Below are 19,958 nucleotides of genomic sequence, written 5' to 3'. Positions count from 1 at the left end.
CGCGAAAAATCCTCCCCTATCGATCGGCCGTTCGCTATCATGGCCGCGATGGCATGCGCCTTGCGCCGCTCGAGGCGGCCGCATGAATCCCGTCCAGCAAGGAGGAAAAACCAATATGGGCATCGTCAAGGAATTCAGGGAGTTTTCAGTCAAGGGCAACGTGATGGATCTCGCCGTCGGCGTGATCATCGGCGGCGCCTTCTCGACGATCGTCAACTCGGTGGTGAAGGATCTCATCATGCCGATCGTCGGCGTCGCCACAGGCGGCCTCGACTTCGCGAACAAGTTCATTCGCCTGGGCGACATTCCCCCCTCGTTCAAGGGCAATCCCGATTCATACAAGGATCTTCAGACCGCCGGCGTCGCGGTGTTCGGCTACGGCTCGTTCATCACGGCGGTGATCAACTTCCTCATCCTCGCGATGATCGTGTTCGCGCTCGTCAAGTTCATGAACTCGCTGCGCCAGCCGGCGAAAGAAGAAGCACCGGCCGCGCCGCCCCCGCCGCCGGAAGACATCGTGCTGCTGCGGGAAATTCGCGACGCGCTCAAACAGCGTTGAATCGCAAGGGCGCCTGGGGCGCCCGCTCCGGCCCCGGGGCCTTCACGCCCCGCCCTGCGCCTTCGTTTCGGCCGCGCGCTGAATCAGTACTTCGAGCTGAGTGAAATTGATCGGCTTGGTCAAATGCGCCGTAAAGCCCGCCGCAAAGCAGCGCCGCACGTCGTCGTCCGAACCGTAGCCCGTCAAGGCAATCGCCGGCACTTGCGAATGCCGGCGCACCGCACTCACGAAATCGAGGCCCGTCCCGTCGGGCAATCCCACGTCGCTGACAATGAGGTCGAACGTTTTCGCGCGCGTGGCCGCCAGCGCTTCGGCCACCGTCCCGGCGACCGATACGTCGTGACCGAGCGAGCGCATGAGGTGCGCCATGACATCGGCCGTATCGATGTGATCCTCGACGAGCAGAATGGCGATGCGTTCGTCCGCTGGAGCTTGGGCCGACGCAACCGGCACGGGCGCTTCGGCGGGCGCCGCCGCCGTCGGCAAGGCGATCGTGAAGGTTGCCCCGCAGTGCGGCCCAGGGCTGCGCGCGCTGACCGTTCCGCCATGCGCATCGGTCAGCGCCTTCGTGATCGCAAGCCCTAGCCCCAGCCCGCCGAATTGCTGCGTCATGCGCTGGCTGCCCTGCTCGAACGCATTGAACAGCTTGCCGATCTGCTCGGGCGCGATGCCGATGCCCGTATCCTCGATTTCGATTTCGACGCGCATGCGCGCATCGCGCGTGCGCACGTAGATATGCCCGCCGTCGGGCGTGAATTTCGCCGCGTTGCGCACGAGATTCCAGAGCATCTGCTGCAGCCGCGCCGGGTCGGCGAGCACGTGATGATGCTCGGCGCGCCGCTCGACGTGAACGTCGAGCGCCTTGACTTGGATTTCCGAGCGAAAGAGCTCGAGCACGCTGTCGATCACTTCGTGCACGTCGACCGTCTCGAGCGCGAGCCTCAGCTTGCCGTTGGCCACCCGCGTCAGATCGAGCAGATCGTCGATGAGCCGCGCCTCGAGCTCGATGTTGCGCCGGATCATCTTGACGCTCGACTGCGCTGCCGCCGGCAGCTCGGGCATCGTCTCCAGCACGCGCGTCCCGACGAGCACCGGCGTAAGCGGCGTACGCAGTTCGTGCGAGAGCATCGCGAGGAATCGGTCCTTCGCGCGGTTCGCGTCCTCGGCCGTCTGACGCGCGCACTGCTCGGCCGCCAGCAGCCGCTCGTGCTCTTCCATCGTCTCGCGCTGCGATTGAATGTCGGTACAACTCCCGAACCACTTGCCCACACCGCCGCTGGCATCGCGCACCGCGGCAATACGCATGTCGAACCAGCGATACGTGCCGTCGGCCGCGCGCAAGCGCAGTTCGTGCCGATAATCGGCCGCGGCCGTGCCGCTCATGGAATCGAGCCACGATTGCCGCAACGCGTCGCGATCGTCGGGATGCACCGCGTCGAGCCAGCCTAGTCCGCGCGAAGCTGATTCGCCCAGGCCCGTATAGGCATACCACTGCTTCGAAAAGAAGTCGCACTCGCCTCGCGCGTTGCTTGTAAAGACAAGGTGCGGCAAGGCTTCCGACAAGCTGCGGTAATGCGCCTCGCGGTCGCGCAGCAACAGCGCCTCGGCCGATGCGCGTTGCAGGCGGACCTGCGTCAGCACCCTCTCGACCGCCTCGGGCAGGTAGTCCAGATACCCGCCCGACTTCGGCACGACGTCGGAGACGCCGGCCCGCAACGCCTCGATCACGCGCGATTCGTCGGTGAATCCCGTCACGAGGATCGCCGGCAACGTGACGCCTTCGCCGCGCAGGCGCCGGAAGAAATCGAGGCCCGTCTCGGCGCTGTCGAGCTGATAATCGAGCACGATCAAATCGGGCAGGTCTTGCGCGAGCCGCGCGTGCGCGGCCCTCGCGCTAGGATAGGCAAACACGCGGCAGCCCGCACGCTCGAGCGACTTACGCGCCAGCCGCAAAATACCCTCGTCGTCGTCGACGATGAGTACGCGCGCTGGCTCCGGGGAGAATACTTCTGTCATGCTCGTATTGTGACTCTTGCTCGTTCTGTCCGTCGCCTCGTTTCAAGTCATTCGCAACGGCTGCTCGGGCAGCGTCACGTAAAACGTCGAACCCACGCCTTCCGTCGACTCCACCCATGCGCGCCCGCCGTGCCGCTCGGTCACGCGGCGCACGAGTGCGAGCCCGATGCCGTCGCCCTTCGCACGGTCCCCATGCAGGCGCTGGAACGCGCTGAACATTTTGGGCATACATGCATCCGGAATACCCAGCCCGTTGTCGCGTACGAAGTAAGTCCGCATTCTAGGCGCTCGTTCGCCGCTTTCGCGCGGCGGCTGCTCGAGCGTGCCGATCTCGATGCGCCCGGCCCTCGACGTATCGAGATAATTGACGGCGTTGCCGATGAGATTGGCGAAAATCTGCTCGATCGCGGTGGGATCGCCCCAGACGGGCGGCAACTCACCGACTGAAACGGTTACATTGCGCTCGACGATCGCTTGATGCAGCGATTCGACGACGCGCGCGACGGCGCGCGCCACGCTTACGCGCTGCCACTGGTACTCCAGCCGGCCCGCGCGGGAAATCCTCAGCAGCGCATCGATGATCGAGGCCGAGCGCGCGACCGCTGTGCGCAGATAGTGCAACGCTTCGCTCAAATTACCGTCGAGCACGCGCGTGATGCGCCCGCGCTCGGCTTCCGGCAGCTGTGCATCGATCAGCATCGTCCGCAGTTCGTCGCACGATACCTGCAGCTCACGCGAAAACCCCTGCAGATTCACGAGCGGCGAGCGCAGATCGTGCGACACGCTGTAGATGAACATATCGTTGTCTTGCTTCTGCTGCCGCAAATTGTCGTTCACCTGCGTCAATTCTTGCGCTCGCGTCTCGAGCGTCGCCTGGAGCGCGGCCTGATCGTGCTCGGCCTCGGTCAGCCGTGCGCTCGTGCGGTGCAGGGCCGCATCGAGCTGCGCGAGTTCGTCGTTGCCCGCGAGCGGCGCGCCGAGCGCCTGGGAACGGCCGAGCCGCTGCGCATTGGCGGTGAGCGTGCGCAGGCGCCGCCCGATGTTACCGGCGAAGGCCAGCGCCGCGATCGCCCAGATCAGCATCGAGCCGACGATCGCGGCGATGAGCGCGTAGCGCTGCTGCCCCCGCGTGGCCGCCAGCTCGGCGCTACGCTCGGCGTCCAGCCGCGATTCGTCGGCGACGAATGCGCTCAACTCATCGCGAAACGATTGAATCGGCGCGGGCAGCGGTGCGCTGTCGAACGATGCGAGCTGCAGGCGCTGGCCGTCGCGCAACGCGGCGTAGATCTGGTCGGTCTGTGTACGGTAGGCGTTGACGGCCTCGCGCATGCGCCGCACGCGCTCCACTTGGAGCGGATCGTCGGCGACGAGCTTTTCGAGCCGCGACAGGCGATCGCCCAGGTCGACCCACACGACGTGCCGGTCGATGAACGATGGGTCGCCGACGATGAGGCCGGCGCGTACGCGCGAAGCCTCGCGCAGCAGCGGATCGACGATGACCGACGCCTGATAGAGCACTTGCTTGCTGTGCGCGGCCCACTGCCCCGCCTCGGACGCCTGTTCCTGCGTTTTCGACAGCATGCCGACCAGCGCGAGCTCGGCCAAGCTCGGCACGGCAATCAGCAGCAGCCCTTTCGTGAATAGTTTCATGCGTCCTTGGCGGCATCCGACGAGTCGCGCGCCGCCGCACCGCGAAGGCTTCCGGGCGGCACGGCGCTTGCATCGCACGACGTGCAAGAGTGAAACCGAATCATTATCCGTTCAGTTTCAAGATATTTCAACGGACGATATAGAGGCGCGTGGGCGCACAGAAAATCGGCTTTTTTATGAGATCGATCAGCACGCGGGCGAAACTCGGGCCTATTATTGCCATAGATGTCGAGCGCGGCGCGACACACGCCTCGCTCCGGCATGACTGCATACGGGTGTCGACATGCAACGACGCTGCACGGTCGTGAAGACACCGATTTCGTATGCTATAAAAGATCGGACGTGCGGCGCGCGAGAGCCGGGAGTGGTCGCATGAGGACGCTGTGTTTCTTGCAATTCTTTTTCAGGCGAATGTTTATGTCCTTCCCGAGAAAGCGCAGGCGCGCAAGTGCGGACAGCAAGGAGTCGTTTCTCGCTGTGCTGCGCCAGTTCAAACTTTTCGTCCAGCTCGACACCAAGATCGCCCGTGCGCGCGCGCAGGACGAGCCTGTGCTCTACGAGCACGTGCTGCCGGGGCTCGATGTGCTGCTCTGCACCGTGCGCGGTGCGCAGCCGCCCTATCCGGACGTGGACGAACTGCGCAGGCGTTGCATCGAATCGATCGCCAATGCACTCGAGCAGCCGCTAGAAGGGCTCGAGAACGGCGGCTACTGGTACGAGACGAACGGGTTCGGCTTCCTGGTCTTTGCCAGCCAAGCCCGCGCGAGGATTCTGCCCGAGTTCGGCGCAAGCACGGCGGCCCGCGGCGCCCGCAGGCAAAACGCCGGCGACGCCGCCCCTCGTTCGTTCCGCTGACGACGCGGCGGCCATACCGCCTCGTCTATTTCGACGGCTGGCGGCGCGTTGCGCCGGCTTGCGGCCGCACGATGTCGAGGAAAAACGGAGAGAGCTCATGACCGAACATGTCTACAAGTACATCGAACTGACCGGTTCGTCGACGAAGTCGTGCGACGATGCTATTCGGTGCGCGATCGAGCGCGCGTCCAAGACGCTGCGCAACTTGAATTGGTTCGAGGTGACCGAAACGCGCGGGCACATCGAAAACGGCACCGTCGCGCATTGGCAAGTCACCCTGAAGGTGGGTATGCGCCTCGAAGATTGATCTCGGGCGGTGGGCGACACGCGCCGCCCACCGCCCGAAAGCTTACTTCGGCAGTGAACCGTCGACGCCTTCGACGTACCAGTTCAGCCGTTGCAGTTCCGCATCCCCCAGCGTCTTGCCCGCCGGCACCTTCACCGCACCGGTCTGATCCTTGATCGGGCCCGTGAAGACGTCGCGGCTGCCGCTCGCGATCGCATCGTGCGCCTTCTTCTCGTCCGCACGCGCGTCAACCGGCACCGACGTGTTCAAGTCTTCGAGATCGACCGCTCGCTGCGGCAGGCCCCACCACACGGGATCGTTCTTCCACTTGCCGTCGAGTACTTGCTGGATTGCAGCCTGGTAGTAGACGCCCCAGTGGGCGACGACGGAACCCAGGTGGGCATTGGGACCGAACTTCTTCATGTCGGAATCCCAACCGAAGGCGTGAACCTTTTTCTCTTCCGCCGTGGCCAGCGTCGCGCTCGAATCGGTGTTTTGCAGCAGCACGTCGGCGCCCTGGCCGATCAGCGTCTCGGCGGCTTGCTTCTCCTTGCCCGGATCGAACCAGCTGTTGATCCAAATGACCTTCGTATGCACCTTCGGGTTCACCGAACGTGCACCGAGCGTGTATGCGTTGATGTTGCGCACCACTTCGGGGATCGGCACCGATGCGACGAAGCCGAGCGTGTTCGTCTTCGTCACGTGGCCGGCCACGATACCGGCGAGATAGGCGCCCTGGTACATGCGCACGTCGTACGTGCCGAAATTCTTCGCTTTCTTGTAGCCTGTCGCATGCAGGAAGACCGTATCAGGGAAATCCTTGGCGACCTTGAGCTCGAAATCCTGATACCCGAAGCTCGATCCGAAGATGATCTTGTTGCCCTTGCTCGCGAGATCGCGGAATACGCGCTCGGAGTCGGCCGATTCCGGCACGTTCTCCACCCGCGTGATCTTGATCTTGTTGCCGAACTTCGCCTCCGCTTCCTTCGATCCTTGATCGTGCGCGTAGGTCCAGCCGGCGTCGCCGGGATTGCCGAGGTAGACGAAAGCGACACCGGGCGCGTCAAGCGCCTGCGCGGCCGGCGACAGCGCGGCGCCCAGCGCGAGCGCCATGCCGGCGGCAAGCAGAGGCAACGTTTTTCTTCTCATCGAACTTCTCCAGTGGTGTGGGTGAAACGGTCGATTCGGGCGCGGCGCGCTCAGCTCGTTGCGAAAAACGGCTTGCCGAGGGACGCGGGCGCATTGAGCTTGATCGTATTCGGATTGCGCGAAATGACAGCCAGCACGACGATCGTCGCCAGATACGGCAGCATGGCGAGCACCTGCGTCGGCACGGGCACGTCCACGGCCTGTGCGTAGAACTGCAGCCCCGTGACGGCGCCGAACAGCAATGCGCCGACGAGCAATCGTCCCGGGCGCCACGTGCCGAACACCACGAGCGCGAGCGCGATCCAGCCACGCCCCGACGTGAGCTGCTCTTGCCACAGGTGCAGGTAGACGATCGAATAGTAGCCGCCCGCGAGCCCGGCCATGCCGCCTCCGAACAACGTCGCACCGTAGCGCACGCCGATCACGGGAAAGCCGACCGAGTGCGCCACGCTGGGCGATTCGCCGACCGAGCGCAACACGAGACCCGCTCGCGTCCGATACAAAAACCATGCAACAAGGCCGAATGCGGCGAAGGCGAGATAGCCGAGCGGCGTCAGCGCGAACAGCGCCGGCCCGAGCACCGGGATCTTCACCAGGCCCGGAATCGGCCACGCGGCGATCGTCGCGCTGACCGACGCCGAGGTGTAAGGTTTGCCGACATAGGCCGACAAGCCGATCCCGAAGATAGTCAGCGACAATCCCGTGGCAACCTGATTGGCGAGCAGCGTCAACGTGAGAAATCCGAAGAGCAGCGCCATCGCGACGCCGGCGCCGATCGAGGCCGCGACGCCGAGCCACGGGCTTCCTGTCGTGACCGTGACCGCGTAGCCCGTGACGGCGCCCATCAGCATCATGCCTTCGACGCCGAGGTTCAGAACGCCCGACTTTTCCGTGACGAGTTCGCCCACGCCCGCGAACATCAGCGGAATCGCCGCGACGACGGCGCTCGAGGCGAGCGTACCGGCTTGTTGAATATCCATGAGTCGTTTCGTTCTATTTCGATTGGCTGATGATTCGATGGCGGGATCACCCGTGCACGACGCTCGCGACCCGACGCACGCGGTAGTTGACGAATAGGTCCGCCCCGAGCAGGCAAAACAGCAACAGGCCTTGAAACACGCCCGAAAGCGCCTGAGGCAGCTGCATCGAGGTTTGGACCGCCTCGCCGCCGAGGTAGAGCAGCGCCATCAGCAAACTCGCGAGGACGATGCCCACCGGATGCAGGCGGCCGACGAACACGACGATGATCGCCGTGAAGCCGTAGCCCGGCGACCAAGTCGCCTGCAGCTGACCGATCGGCCCGGCGATCTCGCCCATGCCCGCGAGGCCCGCGAGGGCGCCGCTGACGAGCAGCGACGTCCAGACCGTGCGTGTATCGGAGAAGCCCGCATAGCGCGCCGCGAGCGGCGCGAGTCCGCCCACGTTCATGCGAAAGCCGGCAAAGCTCTTGCGCATGAAGAGCCACGCCGCTGGAATAGCCGCGAGCGTCACGAAGATCGAGGCGTTCAGCCGCGTTCCGCGCAGCCAATGCCAACCCCAGTCACCACCGAACGTCGGGTAAAGCGCATCGCCCGAGAACATTTCCGAAATGGGGAAGTTCATCCCTTGCGGATCGCGCCAAGGACCGCTGACGAGGTAGATCAAGAGCTGCGTGGCCACGTACGTCAGCATGAGGCTCGTCAAGATCTCGTTCGTATTGAAGCGCGTTTTCAGGAAGGCAGGGATCGAGGCCCAGATCATGCCGCCCGCGATGCCCGCGCCCATCATGAGGAACAAGATCCACGCGCCGCTCGCTTGGTCGAAGTGAATCGCGACGCCGCTCGCGGCGATACCGCCCGCGAGCATCTGCCCCTCCGCGCCGATGTTCCATACGTTGGCGCGATAGCCGATGGCAAGGCCGAGGCCGATCAGGCACAGCGGCGAGGCTTTGAGCAGTAGCTCGGACCAGCCGTTGGCGTCGGCGAGCGGATCGATGAAGAAGGCGCGCATGGCCTGCCCGGGGTCGCGTCCGACGAGGCTGAAGATGAGAAAGCCGATGGCCAGCGTCAGAAGCGCCGCGATCGCCGGCACGGCAAACTGCATCGCGCGCGAAGGCGTTGGGCGGGCTTCGATTCGGTAGGGGAAGTGCATGTGAACTCGGGCGTCGTAGGTGCGTTTATCAGCGTGGGAGCAGCAAGCGATCCGCGCTCAAGCGTGGAGCGCCTGCTGCTCGGGCGGCGCCGCGCCGCGATCGCCGAAGAGGCCGGCCATCCACAGGCCGATTTCCTCGGCGTTCGTCTCGTCCGTTTTGCGCACCGGCGACAAGCGCCCGCGCGCAAGGACGGCAATGCGATCGCAAATGTCGAACAGTTCGTCGAGCTCCTCGGAGATCACGAGCACGGCCACGCCCCTCGCCGATAGGTCGAGCAGCTGCTGGCGAATGAAAGCCGAGGCGCCGACATCGACGCCCCAAGTGGGTTGCGCGACGACCAGCACTTTCGGCGCTTGCAGCAGCTCTCGTCCGACGATGAACTTTTGCAGATTGCCGCCCGACAGCGATTGCGCGAGCGCATCGGGCCCGCCGCAGCGCACGTCGAACGCTTCGATGCAGCGCGAGGCGAACGCGCGCATCGCACGCGCGCCGATCCATCCGTGCCGCACCATGCCGGGCTGCCGATGCGCGGTCAAGAGCGCATTCTCGGCCAGCGACATGGCCGGCACCGCGCCGCGGCCAAGCCGCTCTTCGGGGACGAACGCGAAACCCAGCCGGCGACGCGCGGCGGCCGAGAGCCGCGCCGCGGGCTTGCCGCAAATCGTCACGGCGTCCGATTCGCCCGTGCAGCGCTTCTCGCCCGACAGAGCCGCAAGCAACTCGGCCTGACCATTGCCCGAGACCCCCGCGATGCCGAATATCTCGCCCGCGTGCACGTCGAACGTGACGTTTTCGAGCGATGTTCCGAACGGGTCATCGCTCAACGCCGACAACGCCTTGACGCTGAGCCGCACCTCGCCCGGCGCATGTGCGCGCCGTGTGTAATCGGGCAGCGCGTGGCCGACCATCAATTGCGCGAGCGACGCATGCGTTTCCTCGCGCGGCCGCACATGCCCCGTCACGCGCCCTGCCCGCATGACCGTGGCCGTATCGCAAAGCTCTTGTATTTCGTCGAGTTTGTGGCTGATGTAGAGAACGCTGCAGCCTTGCGCCGCCAATCGTTTCAACGTTTCGAACAGCTTGCGCACGGCTTGCGGCGTCAATACCGACGTGGGCTCGTCCATGATCAAGAGCCGCGGGTGCTGCAGCAGGCAGCGTACGATCTCGACGCGCTGGCGCTCGCCGACCGTCAGACTATGCACGTGCCGCTGAGGATCGATGTCGAGCCCGTATTCGGCCGACACCTCGCGAACGCGTTTGCCGAGCGCGGCGAGATCGAACGGCTCGTCGAGCGCGAGCGCGATGTTTTCGCCGACGGTCAAGGTCTCGAACAGCGAAAAGTGCTGGAAGACCATGCCAATGCCGAGCTTGCGCGCGTGCGCCGGGCTCGCGATCTCGACGAGATCGCCTTCCCAGCGGATCTCGCCCGCATCGGGGCGCACCGAACCGTAGATGATCTTCATCAGCGTGCTCTTGCCCGCGCCGTTTTCGCCGAGCACGGCGTGAATCTCGCCGGGCGCAACGGTAAGGCGCACGTCGTCGTTGGCCCGCACCGACGGGTATTGCTTGCTGATGCCCGTTAGCGCGAGCCGCGGCACGAGAGGCGCGCGTCCGCCGTCGCTATCGCTTTGGCCCACCGGTGCGCCGAGCGTTGATTGATCGTTCATGAAGTCCGTCGTTCGACTGTCCTGCCACCCTAGTCATGCCATGCGCGACGCACCGACGGCGCGCCGCGCTCCCCGTTCACCTCGATGCGCCGCGCGCCATCGGGTGGTGCTTTCAACTTTCGCCGCCACGCGGCCTGGCCCGACGATACCCAAATCGCAGGCACGCGTCGAGCCGACAATATCGGGCCCAGGCTCCATTCGGCCGCTGCGCTACACGGGTATCCGCGCCCTTGACGCGCGTCGACGTACATATTAAAAACCTGATGTTCCCACGCCCGTCCGATCAGCCTAACCATATATCGGAGCAACCATGAGTCAGCAGCGCGAGGCGATCGACACGTATCTTTTGCGCGTCTTGCACACCCTCTTGATGGAGCGCAGCGTCACCCGCGCGGCCGTCAAGCTCAACCAATCCCAGCCGGCCATCAGCGCCGCGCTGCGCCGCCTGCGCGACATCACCGGCGATCCGCTGCTCGTGCGCGGCAAGTCGGGCATGGTGCCGACCGAATACGGCCTGCGCCTGCTCGAGCCGGTCCAAAACGCGCTGCGCGAGATCGAACGCATCCGCTTCCAACAGCACAACTTCGATCCGGCCACCTCGATTCGCTGCTATCGCATCGGCTGCCCCGACTACCTCAACGTGCTGTTCGTGCCCACCGTGGTCGAACGCTTCCGGCAAGCGGCGCCCAACGCGCAGCTCGAGTTTCATTCGCTCGGCCCCTCATTCGACTACGAACTCGCGCTCGAGGACGGCAAGCTCGACGTCGTCGTCGGCAACTGGCCCGAGCCGCCCGAGCAACTGCATTTGTCGAATCTGTTCGTCGACGAGATCGTCTGCCTCATGAGCAACACGCACCCGTTCGCCAAGCGCGGCACGCTCACGCTCGATCAGTACCTGAACGCGCCGCACCTCGCGCCCTCGCCCTACTCGGTCGGTCAGCGCGGGGCGATCGATGTGCATCTCGCGCGAGAGCGGCTCAAACGCCACGTCGTCGTCACGCTGCCCTACTTCAATCTCGCGCCGTATGTGCTCGTGAAGTCGGACCTCATCTTCACGACCACACGCCTATTCGCCGACCACTACGCCAAGTTCTTGCCGTTGACGGTATTGTCCGCCCCGCTCGACTTCCCGCCGATGCAGTACTACCAGCTCTGGCACGAGCGCTGTCACTACTCCGACGAAGTGCGCTGGCTGCGCAGCCTCATTGCCGACGCCACGCGCACGCTCGTCGAGCGCCCGTAAAGCGCGCTCGCGCCGCGCCGCCTAAGCGCTGCGCGCGGCTTCCCCAAGCGAGCGCGCGAGCGCGTTATGCCGCTCGAGGAGCGGCGCGAGTTCGAGCGTCGCCAAACATCCATCGCGCACGACGACCTTGCCGTCGATCACGCTCAGCGATACCTGCGAAGGCGCGCAGAATACGAGTGCCGCCACCGGATCGTGCAGCGCGCCCGCGAAGCTCGGCTGACGCAGGTCGAACGCCACGAAATCGGCCGCCATGCCGGGCGCGAGCGCACCGATGTCCTCGCGCCCGAGGACCGCCGCGCCGCCTAGCGTCGCCAACTCCAACGCCTCGCGCGCACTCATCGCATCGGGCCCGAAGCCGACGCGCTGCAGCAGCATCGCCTGCCTAGCCTCGCCGACCATATGCGCCCCGTCGTTCGACGCCGAACCGTCCACGCCGAGCCCGACGGGCACGCCGGCATCGCGCATGTTGCGAATCGGTGCGATCCCCGATGCGAGCCGCATGTTCGAACACGGGCAATGCGCGACACCGGTGCGCGTCCGCGCGAACAGGCCGATCCCGGCCGCGTCGAGTTGCACGCAGTGGGCATGCCAGACGTCGGCGCCCACCCATCCGAGATCCTCGGCATACTCGGCCGGCGTCATGCCGAAACGCTCGCGGCTGTAGGCCACGTCGTTCACATTTTCGGCCAGATGCGTATGCATCGAGACGCCGTAGCCCCGAGCAAGCGCCGCCGATTCGCGCATCAAATCGCGGCTGACCGAAAACGGCGAGCACGGCGCGACGACGACGCGCAGCATCGCGTAGCGACCTTCGTCGTGATAGGTCTCGATCAGGCGCTGCGTGTCTTCGAGGATATCGGCCTCGCGCTCGACGAGCGAATCGGGCGGCAAGCCGCCGTCCTTTTGCCCCACGCTCATGCTGCCGCGGCTTGCATGAAAACGCATGCCGATCTGCGCGGCCGCGGCGATGCTGTCGTCTAGCCGGCTGCCGTTCGGATACAGGTAAAGATGATCGCTCGACGTCGTGCAGCCCGAGAGCAGGAGCTCGGACATGGCGGTGAGCGTCGATACCTCGATCATCTCGGGCGTCAAATGCGCCCAGATGCGATAAAGGTTCGTGAGCCAGCCGAAGAGTTCGGCGTTCTGCGCGGCGGGCACGGCGCGCGTCAGGCTTTGATACATGTGGTGATGCGTATTGACGAGCCCCGGCATGACGAGGTGCCCCCGCAGGTCCAGCACCTCGTCGGCCGTGTTCGGCAATTCGCTCGTCGGCCCGACCGCCGCAATCCGGTTGCCTTCGATGAACAGCCCCGCGTCGCGCAATTCACGGCGTGCGCCGTCCATCGTGACCAGCACGTCGGCGTGCTTGACGAGCATCGTCTTGGGGCGTGGTGCACCGGGTGCGTGCAAGGGCGCTTCGTTCGTCATCTAATGTGTTTTCCGCATGGAAGTAAGCCGTTCGACTGCCGACGCAAGCCAACGGCATAACGATCGGGAGCCAAAATAGCCCTGGCAATCTACGTTTGCGCGATACTCGCCTTCACGGTTTCGATATATTGCGTCGATTTCGGCAGACGGCCCCGGGTATTGCGCGCTTCGACGCCCCAGCCTCATGCGGCCGCCCTTATCTTTCCTATCGCGCGCTCACGAGCGGCCGCCCACTTCTTAGAATGGCGACACGGCGCTCGTATCGACTCGCCGACGGGTATGTAGCCACTCGACGTGGAGCCTCGATCCGCCGCTTGCGTATCGGATCGAGCCGCCCTTACACGTTTCGCGTTCATCACAAGGAAAACTGCGAATGGGCAAGCTGACTACCCACGTTCTGGACACGGCGCACGGGCGCCCCGGGGCCGGCATCGCGATCGAGCTGTTCAGGCTCGACGGCGATACCCGGACACCGCTCGCGCGCGTCGTCACCAACGACGACGGCCGCTGCGACAAGCCGCTGCTCGAAGGCGACGCCTTGAGCGCCGGCGAATACGAACTCGTGTTTCATGCGGGCGACTACTTCGCCGCCGCCGGCGTACGCGTGCCCGAGCCGCGCTTCGTCGATCGCGTCGTATTGCGCTTCGGCATCGCCGACGCGCACGCCCACTATCACGTACCGCTGCTCGTCTCGCCATGGGCTTACAGCACCTATCGCGGCAGTTAAGCGCACAGACCAACGGATATCAGGAGCTCGGAGGCGTTTCATGGAAGGTTTCATCACCGACTGGCTGAACCTCGCGCTGCGGTGGCTGCACGTCGTCGCCGCCATCGCGTGGATCGGCGAATCGTTTTATTTCGTCGCACTCGACAACAGCTTGAAAAAACCGAAGGACGCATCGCTCGTCGAGCGCGGCGTCTTCGGCGAACTGTGGCACGTGCACGGCGGCGGGTTCTACAACATGCAGAAATACATGGTCGCGCCGGCGCAAATGCCGGAGGACCTGCATTGGTCGAAATGGCCGTCGTATTCGACCTGGCTGTCGGGCTTCAGCTTGTTCACCGTGCTGTATCTGTTCTCGCCGGGAACGTACCTCATCGACAAGAACGTGCTCGATATGGGCCCCGTCGTAGCCGTCGCGGCCGCGCTCGGCTTCCTGGCCGCGGGCTGGATCGTGTACGACTCGCTGTGCCGCCTGCTCGGGCACAACGATCGGCTGCTGGGGGTAATCGTCGGTGTGTATGTGGTCGTGGCGGCCTGGCTCGCGTGCCATATCTTCGCCGGCCGCGCAGCGTATTTGATCGTCGGCGCGATGATCGCGACGATCATGTCGGCCAACGTGTTCTTCGTCATCATCCCGGGGCAGCGCAAGATGGTGAGCGCCATGCTCAAGGGCGAAGCGCCGAACCCCATTTACGGCAAACGCGGCAAGCAGCGTTCGGTGCACAACACGTATTTCACGTTGCCCGTCGTGTTCGCCATGCTGTCGAACCATTACGCGATGACGTATACGCACCCCTACAACTGGGCCGTGCTCGCCGTCATCATGTTGGCCGGCGCGCTGATCCGCCAGTTCTTCGTGATCCGTCACCGCGGCCAGCACCTCTGGTACTTGCCCGCGGCCGGCATCGCGCTGCTCGCCGCCGCGCTGGCCGTCACGCTGCCCAAGCCTGTCGCACCGCAGCCGCAAGCGGCGAATGAGCCGGCCGTCAAGCTCGCCGATATACAACCGATCCTGCAGCAGCGCTGCGTCGCGTGCCATTCGGCGCACCCGACTTTGATGGGCAGCGCCCCGGCCGGCGTGCTCTTGGATACACCCGAGGAAATCTCGACGAACGCGCAGCGGCTCTACCAACAGGCCGTCGTGCTCAAAGCGATGCCGCTCGGCAACGTTACGCAGATGACCAGCGCGGAACGGGAAAAAGTCGCCGCCTGGTTCAATACGCGCACGCAGTAGTTGGCGCCGTTCATCGTTCGATTCCCCGCTTCGGGGCCGAACGACGGACGAAACAAAGCCCCTTCGGCACAGTCATGCCGAAGGGGCTTTTCACTTCCGAACTGCTCCACCGGCAACGCGCTCGATGCGCGCAGGCGTCAGGCGGCTTGCGGGACGAGGTCGACCGGTTGCGGCACGCGCGCGGCGGGCACGGACAGCGCGGAGAACATCGAGCGATCGTTGAAGCGGAAGAAGCAGACCAGCTGGTCGCAGCCGGCCAGTTTGATCAGTTGCGGCCCCGACAGGTCGACGATGATATCCGCCACTTGCGTCGATAAGCCGAGCCGTTGCCTGCCGGCGTCGCGATCCGTCCGCAACAGGCGCTGCGCCAGCGAGAGATACGACAAGTTGATTTCGCGGATCGATTGGAGGGTCTCGTTACCGTTCATGTCTATCTCCGCCAGGGGCGTCGGGATTCGAACTCAGGGTTTGACGGTGAAAGCCGGAATGTCAGCGGTGCGGCGCCGGCTTACGTCACTCGAAAATCGTTGTTGCGCGGCAAACGTTTGCCGTCATACGACGAAGAAATCAGCAACCGCCGCGCTCGTCGGCCACGCCGGCAGCGATCAGGTTGCAGGCGATCTCGCGCAGCAGATGTTGCGTGAGCGCACCGGAACCACCGAGGCAAAGGCGTTGCAGTTCGATGAGGTCTTTGGCGAAGCGGCTCATGGCGATCTCTCCGTAGCTCAAGGTTTGAAACGTCCGTGCCGTTAAGGCGCTGCGCGAAACGTTTTCCTGTGACCAAAGTATCGGCGAGCGCCTCGAATAAACAAATCAGCCGCCGCTGAACCTCACGTAATACCTGGCGGTAGGCTTGTCAGCGTTTTCCTACGACCAAAGTGCGCCAGGGCTACGCGGGGGGGCAAAACAAGTAAAAACGCCCGCACTCTGCCTGCGGGCGTTCGTAGGATTGAAAGGTTTGAAGGCTTAGCGCTGCGCTCGAGCGAGGGCTTCCGCAGTCAGCCAGAGCGATTCCGGCAGCGTTTGCTCATCGCAATTCGGCCCCTCTCCCCCTCGGTCCACCACGATGAAGTCGCTGACCGCGTCCAGTGCGATCAAGGGGTGGTGCCAGACCCCTTTTGCGTAATTGACGCCCTGCCACCCCCGTGTCACGAACGCACGGACCGCTTCGGGCGCGAGCGAACCGGCCAACGCCACGACGACGATATACGGCTTGTCGGTCAGCGGCACGAATGCCTGCGAGCCAAGCGGGTGACGCTCGAGCATCGTCACTTCGAAAGGCAGCGCCCGCGGCTGACCGCGGAACACGTTGATGAGCGGACGCCCGCCTTCGTCGGCAACGTCGACTCGCGCGAGATCGTGATAGCGCGTCGTCGTCCCGAGGTTGATCGGAATCTGCCGCGCCCCTTCGAGTTCGATGACGTCGCCGAACGGCGCGAACGCCGCGCGCGTCAGCGGCTCGATCGGCAGCGTCTTCATACGCGCGCCGTTCATTGCACCATGCCCCACGCGCGCAGTCGCGAGACGCCGCCATCCGGAATGATGTTCAAGCGAAGGTGCGTGACGGGGCCGAGCGCGGCCAGTTCGGCTTCGAAGTAATGCTGCTTGTCCATCTGCAGCTTCTGCTCGCTAAGCAACGTCGGCCAGAACATGGCCTGCGTGACGAGCGAGCTGTCGGTGCCGCCCTTGACGTACGCTGCCTGGATCGAGCAGCGATCGGGGTAGTTGCCCTTAAAAAAGGCGGTGTCGACTTCGACCTTGGAGATCGTGCCGGGCCGCGCCAATGCGATGATGGTCCAATCGTTGCCCGGCTCGCGCCGACGGCGCGTCTCCCAACCGTCGCCCATGTTGACCCCGCGCCCCGGCATCAAGAGATTCGACGCGGCGCCGAAGTGCTGATTGTTCGCGGCGACGATATAGGCGCCGTTTTCCATCGCAGCCAAATCCACAGGCTCGCCTCGGCTCGCGTTGGCCCAATCGACCTGCGGCTGCCCGTAGACGCGCAGACGCGCCACGCCGCCGTCCGGGTACAAATTCAACCGAATGTGCGTGTAGGCCTGCCCATCGGTCACCTCGAGGTAGTGGTGGCTGTTGCCCTGCAGCGTCGTGGACGGCACGATTTCGCTCCACTCGGTGGCGCCGTCGGGCTGCGCGCCGCCCGCCACGAAAGCAGCCTCGACGGAGGCGGCCGGCGGGAAATTGCCCGTGAAATGGCTCGTATCGATATCGAGCCCTTTCACGACGCCTGCACGCGCGAGCTTGACGACGCACCAGTCGTAGCCGGTCGTGCGCTTGCGGCGCGTCTCCCATCCGTCCATCCACTTGCCGTTCTCGTCGTACTTGCCCGGAATGAACACGGCCGGCTCGGGGTTCAGCATGCGCGCCTTCGGCGCGAAGAATTCGTCGCTCGCCTCGAGCGCCTGCGCCCCGAGCCGCGGATCGGCCAGGTTCACGTAGCGGCGGGTGAAATCGGGAGCGTTCGGGTCGAGAATCGGGAGAGCCATCGTTGTCGTCCTTCGTGTCTGTTCTGTCAATTCGTTCGTACTGCCAATCAAACGTACTATCGCCGCATCGCGTTACGCGGTCACCAGATCGTCGATGCGAAACCGTGCGATGCGGTAAATCTGCTCGAGGCTCGTGCGCAATTCTTCGTCACGCCCATTGTTCACCCGCGCTTCGAAATTCGCGATGATGCCGGCGCGATCGTAGCCACGCACGGCGAGAATGAACGGAAAGCCGAACTTCTCGCGATACGCCGCGTTCAGTCGTTGGAGCTTGTCGAATTCCGCCTGCGTGCAGTGCGCAAGGCCCGCACCGCTTTGCTCGCGCGTCGATTCCGCCGTCAGCTCGCCGCGCACCGCCGCCTTGCCCGCGAGTTCCGGGTGGGCGTTGATCAGGGCGAGTTGGCGCGCATCGCCCGCATTGGCGACGATGCCGCGCATCGCCGCGTCAAGCGCGTCGATGCTCGCAAAGGGCCGGGCGTCCGCCGCCTGCTCCGCCACCCAGGGCGAATGCTCGAAAATGCCCGAGAGCGCGGCCTGGAAGGCGTCTTTCGGCATGGCGTTCAGTTCTTCCAACGTGTATTGCATCGGCTTCATGTGCGCGCGCTGTCCGTATTCGACTGGTAGGGATGATGCGCGCGCCAGTGGCGCGCGATGTCGACGCGGCGCGCCACCCAGACGCGCTCGTGCCGTTCGATATGATCGAGAAAACGCTGCAATGCGCGAAAACGTCCGGGCCGCCCCAAGAGCCGGCAGTGCATGCCGATCGAGAGCATCTTCGGCGCTTCGTCGCCCTCTTCGTAAAGCACGTCGAACGCGTCGCGCAGGTACGTGAAAAAATGATCGGCCGTGTTGAAGCCCTGCGGCGTCGCGAAACGCATGTCGTTCGTGTCGAGCGTGTAAGGTACGATCAGTTGCGGCTGCTTTGCGCCGCTCGTCACTTCGACTTCCGTCCAAAACGGCAGATCGTCGCCGTAGTAGTCCGAGTCGTAAAGAAAACCGCCGTATTCGGCCACGAGCCGTCGCGTGTTCGGGCTGTCTCGGCCCGTGTACCAGCCGAGCGGCCGCACACCCGTGACACGCTCGATCGCCTCCATGCCGAGCCGCATATGCTCGGCCTCGCGCTCCGGCGTCATGTCTTGATAGTGGATCCACCGCCAACCATGACAAGCGATCTCGTGCCCTAATTCGACGAAGGCGCGCGCCACCTCGGGATGGCGTTCGATCGCCATGCCGACGCCGAAAACGGTCAGCGGCAGGCTGCGCTTTTCGAATTCCCGCAAGATGCGCCAGACGCCTGCGCGCGAGCCGTACTCGTAGATCGACTCCATGCTCATGTGCCGCGCCGGATAGGCGGCGGCGCCTACGATTTCGGACAGAAACTGCTCGGAGGCCGGATCGCCGTGCAGGACGCAATTCTCCCCGCCCTCCTCGTAGTTGAGAACGAACTGGACGGCGACACGTGCGCGCCCCGGCCAATTGGCCTCTACCGGGTGCCGGCCGTAGCCGATCAGGTCGCGCGGGTAGCGAGCGTCGAATGTCATGGCAAAGACTCGTGGCAAGGCGTTGGATGACGACGATGCGGCGTTGCGGCGGACGCTCTGCCCGTAGCAAGGCTCAAATCGGTCGAATCAGTGTATAGAAAAGGCCGATACGCGCCCATACGGGCAGGCCGATAACCGGGGTCACCGCACGCGTATGTCCGGCCCGCTTCGGGCCGCTCCGGCCCTGCCCCGTCAGGCATCGCGCGGGCTGAAATCGGCCAGTGGGCCGTCGTAGCGCTTGGGCAGCGGGCGGGCATACTCCCCGCGCTTGGCCGTCTTGAGCCCGAGGCCGACGAGGGCCTCGACCCACTTGAGCGCCGCCGTGACGCCTTCGACGACGGGCGCGCCGATCGCGTCCTCGATCTCACGGGCGAGATCGGCCATGCCGGCGCAGCCCAGTACGATTGCATCGGCGCCGTCGGTCTCGAGCGCGCGGCGGCATTCGTCGACGATGAGACGCCGGGCCGCGGCGCCGGGCTTGTCCAGATCGAGCACTGCCACGTCGATCGCGCGCACGTTGCGGCAGAACCGCTTCATGCCGTAACGCTCGGCCAGATGCCATGCCATGCCCGTCGTGCGCGCGAGCGTCGTCACGACGGAAAAGCCCGGCGCGACGATGCTTGCCGCATGCATCGCCGCCTCGGCGATGCCGATGACCGGCCCGCGCGCCAACTCGCGCGCGGCGAACAGGCCCGGATCGCCGAAGCAGGCGATGACATAGCCGTCGACGCCTTCCCCCTCGCCGGCGGCGACTTGGGCAAGCAATCCGGGCAACGCGAGCGACTCGTCGTACCAGCTTTCGATCGACGGCGGGCCCATGATCGACGTGGCGGCCACGACCTCCGTCGTGGGTGCGGCGATGCAGCGTGCGCATCGCGCCATGGCGTCGGTCATGCGCGCGGTCGTGTTGGGATTGATGAGCTTGATTTTCAACGCCCTTTCCTTCCAATGCATGAGAAGTCGGACACGAA

The 19,958-nt window shown here is 64.8% G+C and carries 20 protein-coding genes; 6 read left to right on the top strand and 14 right to left on the bottom strand.

Going from position 1 to position 19,958, the window contains the following annotated elements:
* Positions 1 to 115 precede the first annotated feature (115 nt).
* Positions 116 to 559, top strand: coding sequence for a large conductance mechanosensitive channel protein MscL (mscL, locus tag ACTHNR_RS02615; protein WP_440545928.1), 444 nt, complete (start codon positions 116 to 118; stop codon positions 557 to 559).
* Between the two features lie 42 nt (positions 560 to 601).
* On the opposite strand, the gene ACTHNR_RS02610 is transcribed toward mscL, so the two are convergent.
* Positions 602 to 2,575, bottom strand: coding sequence for a response regulator (locus tag ACTHNR_RS02610; protein WP_440545891.1), 1,974 nt, complete (start codon positions 2,573 to 2,575; stop codon positions 602 to 604).
* 42 nt (positions 2,576 to 2,617) lie between these two features.
* A complete protein-coding gene (locus ACTHNR_RS02605; protein WP_440545890.1) occupies positions 2,618 to 4,225 on the bottom strand; it encodes a sensor histidine kinase in 1,608 nt (535 codons plus the stop codon).
* A 372-nt stretch (positions 4,226 to 4,597) separates the two neighbouring features.
* On the opposite strand from ACTHNR_RS02605, the gene ACTHNR_RS02600 reads away from it, so the two are divergent.
* Entirely contained in the window at positions 4,598 to 5,080 is a 483-nt protein-coding gene (locus ACTHNR_RS02600) for a hypothetical protein (RefSeq protein WP_440545889.1), read from the top strand.
* A 97-nt stretch (positions 5,081 to 5,177) separates the two neighbouring features.
* Positions 5,178 to 5,387 carry a dodecin gene (locus tag ACTHNR_RS02595; RefSeq protein WP_440545888.1) on the top strand — a complete coding sequence of 70 codons (210 nt, stop codon included), beginning with the start codon at positions 5,178 to 5,180 and terminating at the stop codon, positions 5,385 to 5,387.
* A 42-nt stretch (positions 5,388 to 5,429) separates the two neighbouring features.
* Here ACTHNR_RS02595 and ACTHNR_RS02590 read toward each other — a convergent pair whose 3' ends face one another.
* Genes ACTHNR_RS02590 through ACTHNR_RS02575 form a run of 4 tightly spaced genes read right to left on the bottom strand, consistent with a single transcriptional unit; the run spans position 5,430 to position 10,313 of the window.
* Positions 5,430 to 6,515, bottom strand: coding sequence for a BMP family ABC transporter substrate-binding protein (locus tag ACTHNR_RS02590; protein WP_440545887.1), 1,086 nt, complete (start codon positions 6,513 to 6,515; stop codon positions 5,430 to 5,432).
* A 50-nt stretch (positions 6,516 to 6,565) separates the two neighbouring features.
* Positions 6,566 to 7,495 (bottom strand): ABC transporter permease, encoded by a 930-nt coding sequence (locus tag ACTHNR_RS02585; RefSeq protein ID WP_440545885.1) that lies wholly within the window; start codon positions 7,493 to 7,495, stop codon positions 6,566 to 6,568.
* Between the two features lie 46 nt (positions 7,496 to 7,541).
* Complete coding sequence (locus tag ACTHNR_RS02580; RefSeq protein ID WP_440545883.1) at positions 7,542 to 8,645, bottom strand: ABC transporter permease; 1,104 nt, start codon at positions 8,643 to 8,645, stop codon at positions 7,542 to 7,544.
* 57 nt (positions 8,646 to 8,702) lie between these two features.
* Positions 8,703 to 10,313 (bottom strand): ABC transporter ATP-binding protein, encoded by a 1,611-nt coding sequence (locus ACTHNR_RS02575; RefSeq protein ID WP_440545882.1) that lies wholly within the window; start codon positions 10,311 to 10,313, stop codon positions 8,703 to 8,705.
* Positions 10,314 to 10,623: 310 nt separating this feature from the next.
* On the opposite strand from ACTHNR_RS02575, the gene ACTHNR_RS02570 reads away from it, so the two are divergent.
* Positions 10,624 to 11,556: a LysR substrate-binding domain-containing protein gene (locus ACTHNR_RS02570; RefSeq protein WP_440545880.1), complete on the top strand. Its 933-nt coding sequence runs from the start codon at positions 10,624 to 10,626 to the stop codon at positions 11,554 to 11,556.
* A gap of 21 nt (positions 11,557 to 11,577) precedes the next feature.
* On the opposite strand, the gene ACTHNR_RS02565 is transcribed toward ACTHNR_RS02570, so the two are convergent.
* Positions 11,578 to 12,984, bottom strand: a complete 1,407-nt coding sequence (locus ACTHNR_RS02565; protein WP_440545879.1) for an 8-oxoguanine deaminase — start codon at positions 12,982 to 12,984, stop codon at positions 11,578 to 11,580.
* 373 nt (positions 12,985 to 13,357) lie between these two features.
* Here ACTHNR_RS02565 and uraH point away from each other — a divergent pair, with 373 nt between their 5' ends.
* Together uraH and ACTHNR_RS02555 are read left to right on the top strand one after the other, a co-directional pair.
* Positions 13,358 to 13,711, top strand: a complete 354-nt coding sequence (gene uraH, locus ACTHNR_RS02560) for a hydroxyisourate hydrolase (RefSeq protein WP_440545877.1) — start codon at positions 13,358 to 13,360, stop codon at positions 13,709 to 13,711.
* 40 nt (positions 13,712 to 13,751) lie between these two features.
* A complete protein-coding gene (locus ACTHNR_RS02555; protein WP_440545875.1) occupies positions 13,752 to 14,942 on the top strand; it encodes a urate hydroxylase PuuD in 1,191 nt (396 codons plus the stop codon).
* A 137-nt stretch (positions 14,943 to 15,079) separates the two neighbouring features.
* On the opposite strand, the gene flhD is transcribed toward ACTHNR_RS02555, so the two are convergent.
* The 7 genes from flhD to ACTHNR_RS02520 all read right to left on the bottom strand — a co-directional run bounded on the left by flhD (position 15,080) and on the right by ACTHNR_RS02520 (position 19,920).
* Positions 15,080 to 15,370, bottom strand: coding sequence for a flagellar transcriptional regulator FlhD (gene flhD, locus ACTHNR_RS02550; protein WP_440545874.1), 291 nt, complete (start codon positions 15,368 to 15,370; stop codon positions 15,080 to 15,082).
* A gap of 139 nt (positions 15,371 to 15,509) precedes the next feature.
* Positions 15,510 to 15,650 carry a hypothetical protein gene (locus ACTHNR_RS02545; protein WP_440545873.1) on the bottom strand — a complete coding sequence of 47 codons (141 nt, stop codon included), beginning with the start codon at positions 15,648 to 15,650 and terminating at the stop codon, positions 15,510 to 15,512.
* A gap of 258 nt (positions 15,651 to 15,908) precedes the next feature.
* Positions 15,909 to 16,421, bottom strand: a complete 513-nt coding sequence (locus ACTHNR_RS02540; RefSeq protein ID WP_440545872.1) for an ureidoglycolate lyase — start codon at positions 16,419 to 16,421, stop codon at positions 15,909 to 15,911.
* 11 nt (positions 16,422 to 16,432) lie between these two features.
* On the bottom strand, positions 16,433 to 17,446 hold the full coding sequence (gene alc / locus ACTHNR_RS02535; RefSeq protein ID WP_440545871.1) for an allantoicase: 1,014 nt from the start codon (positions 17,444 to 17,446) through the stop codon (positions 16,433 to 16,435).
* A gap of 72 nt (positions 17,447 to 17,518) precedes the next feature.
* Positions 17,519 to 18,040 carry a 2-oxo-4-hydroxy-4-carboxy-5-ureidoimidazoline decarboxylase gene (gene uraD / locus ACTHNR_RS02530; protein WP_440545869.1) on the bottom strand — a complete coding sequence of 174 codons (522 nt, stop codon included), beginning with the start codon at positions 18,038 to 18,040 and terminating at the stop codon, positions 17,519 to 17,521.
* The gene (gene puuE / locus ACTHNR_RS02525) at positions 18,037 to 18,987 is read right to left on the bottom strand and encodes an allantoinase PuuE (protein ID WP_440545868.1); all 951 of its coding nucleotides are present in this window, start codon (positions 18,985 to 18,987) and stop codon (positions 18,037 to 18,039) included. Before puuE ends, uraD begins: the two co-directional genes overlap by 4 nt.
* Positions 18,988 to 19,179: 192 nt before the next feature.
* Complete coding sequence (locus ACTHNR_RS02520; protein ID WP_440545867.1) at positions 19,180 to 19,920, bottom strand: aspartate/glutamate racemase family protein; 741 nt, start codon at positions 19,918 to 19,920, stop codon at positions 19,180 to 19,182.
* Between the last annotated feature and the right edge of the window lie 38 nt (positions 19,921 to 19,958).

The organism is Trinickia sp. (assembly GCF_051954495.1).
Lineage (GTDB): Bacteria > Pseudomonadota > Gammaproteobacteria > Burkholderiales > Burkholderiaceae > Trinickia.
The sequence above is the reverse complement of the archived record's forward strand: the minus strand, read 5'-3'. Positions and strand labels throughout refer to the sequence as shown.

Coding starts and splice junctions, on each gene's coding strand:
- alc (WP_440545871.1), bottom strand. CDS start 17,446: ATGGCTCTCCCGATTCTCGACCCGAACGCTCCCGATTTCACCCGCCGC.
- ACTHNR_RS02575 (WP_440545882.1), bottom strand. CDS start 10,313: ATGAACGATCAATCAACGCTCGGCGCACCGGTGGGCCAAAGCGATAGC.
- mscL (WP_440545928.1), top strand. CDS start 116: ATGGGCATCGTCAAGGAATTCAGGGAGTTTTCAGTCAAGGGCAACGTG.
- ACTHNR_RS02600 (WP_440545889.1), top strand. CDS start 4,598: ATGAGGACGCTGTGTTTCTTGCAATTCTTTTTCAGGCGAATGTTTATG.
- ACTHNR_RS02555 (WP_440545875.1), top strand. CDS start 13,752: ATGGAAGGTTTCATCACCGACTGGCTGAACCTCGCGCTGCGGTGGCTG.
- uraD (WP_440545869.1), bottom strand. CDS start 18,040: ATGAAGCCGATGCAATACACGTTGGAAGAACTGAACGCCATGCCGAAA.
- ACTHNR_RS02565 (WP_440545879.1), bottom strand. CDS start 12,984: ATGACGAACGAAGCGCCCTTGCACGCACCCGGTGCACCACGCCCCAAG.
- puuE (WP_440545868.1), bottom strand. CDS start 18,987: ATGACATTCGACGCTCGCTACCCGCGCGACCTGATCGGCTACGGCCGG.
- ACTHNR_RS02540 (WP_440545872.1), bottom strand. CDS start 16,421: ATGAAGACGCTGCCGATCGAGCCGCTGACGCGCGCGGCGTTCGCGCCG.
- flhD (WP_440545874.1), bottom strand. CDS start 15,370: ATGAACGGTAACGAGACCCTCCAATCGATCCGCGAAATCAACTTGTCG.
- ACTHNR_RS02590 (WP_440545887.1), bottom strand. CDS start 6,515: ATGAGAAGAAAAACGTTGCCTCTGCTTGCCGCCGGCATGGCGCTCGCG.
- ACTHNR_RS02545 (WP_440545873.1), bottom strand. CDS start 15,650: ATGAGCCGCTTCGCCAAAGACCTCATCGAACTGCAACGCCTTTGCCTC.
- ACTHNR_RS02585 (WP_440545885.1), bottom strand. CDS start 7,495: ATGGATATTCAACAAGCCGGTACGCTCGCCTCGAGCGCCGTCGTCGCG.
- ACTHNR_RS02570 (WP_440545880.1), top strand. CDS start 10,624: ATGAGTCAGCAGCGCGAGGCGATCGACACGTATCTTTTGCGCGTCTTG.
- uraH (WP_440545877.1), top strand. CDS start 13,358: ATGGGCAAGCTGACTACCCACGTTCTGGACACGGCGCACGGGCGCCCC.
- ACTHNR_RS02605 (WP_440545890.1), bottom strand. CDS start 4,225: ATGAAACTATTCACGAAAGGGCTGCTGCTGATTGCCGTGCCGAGCTTG.
- ACTHNR_RS02595 (WP_440545888.1), top strand. CDS start 5,178: ATGACCGAACATGTCTACAAGTACATCGAACTGACCGGTTCGTCGACG.
- ACTHNR_RS02610 (WP_440545891.1), bottom strand. CDS start 2,575: ATGACAGAAGTATTCTCCCCGGAGCCAGCGCGCGTACTCATCGTCGAC.
- ACTHNR_RS02580 (WP_440545883.1), bottom strand. CDS start 8,645: ATGCACTTCCCCTACCGAATCGAAGCCCGCCCAACGCCTTCGCGCGCG.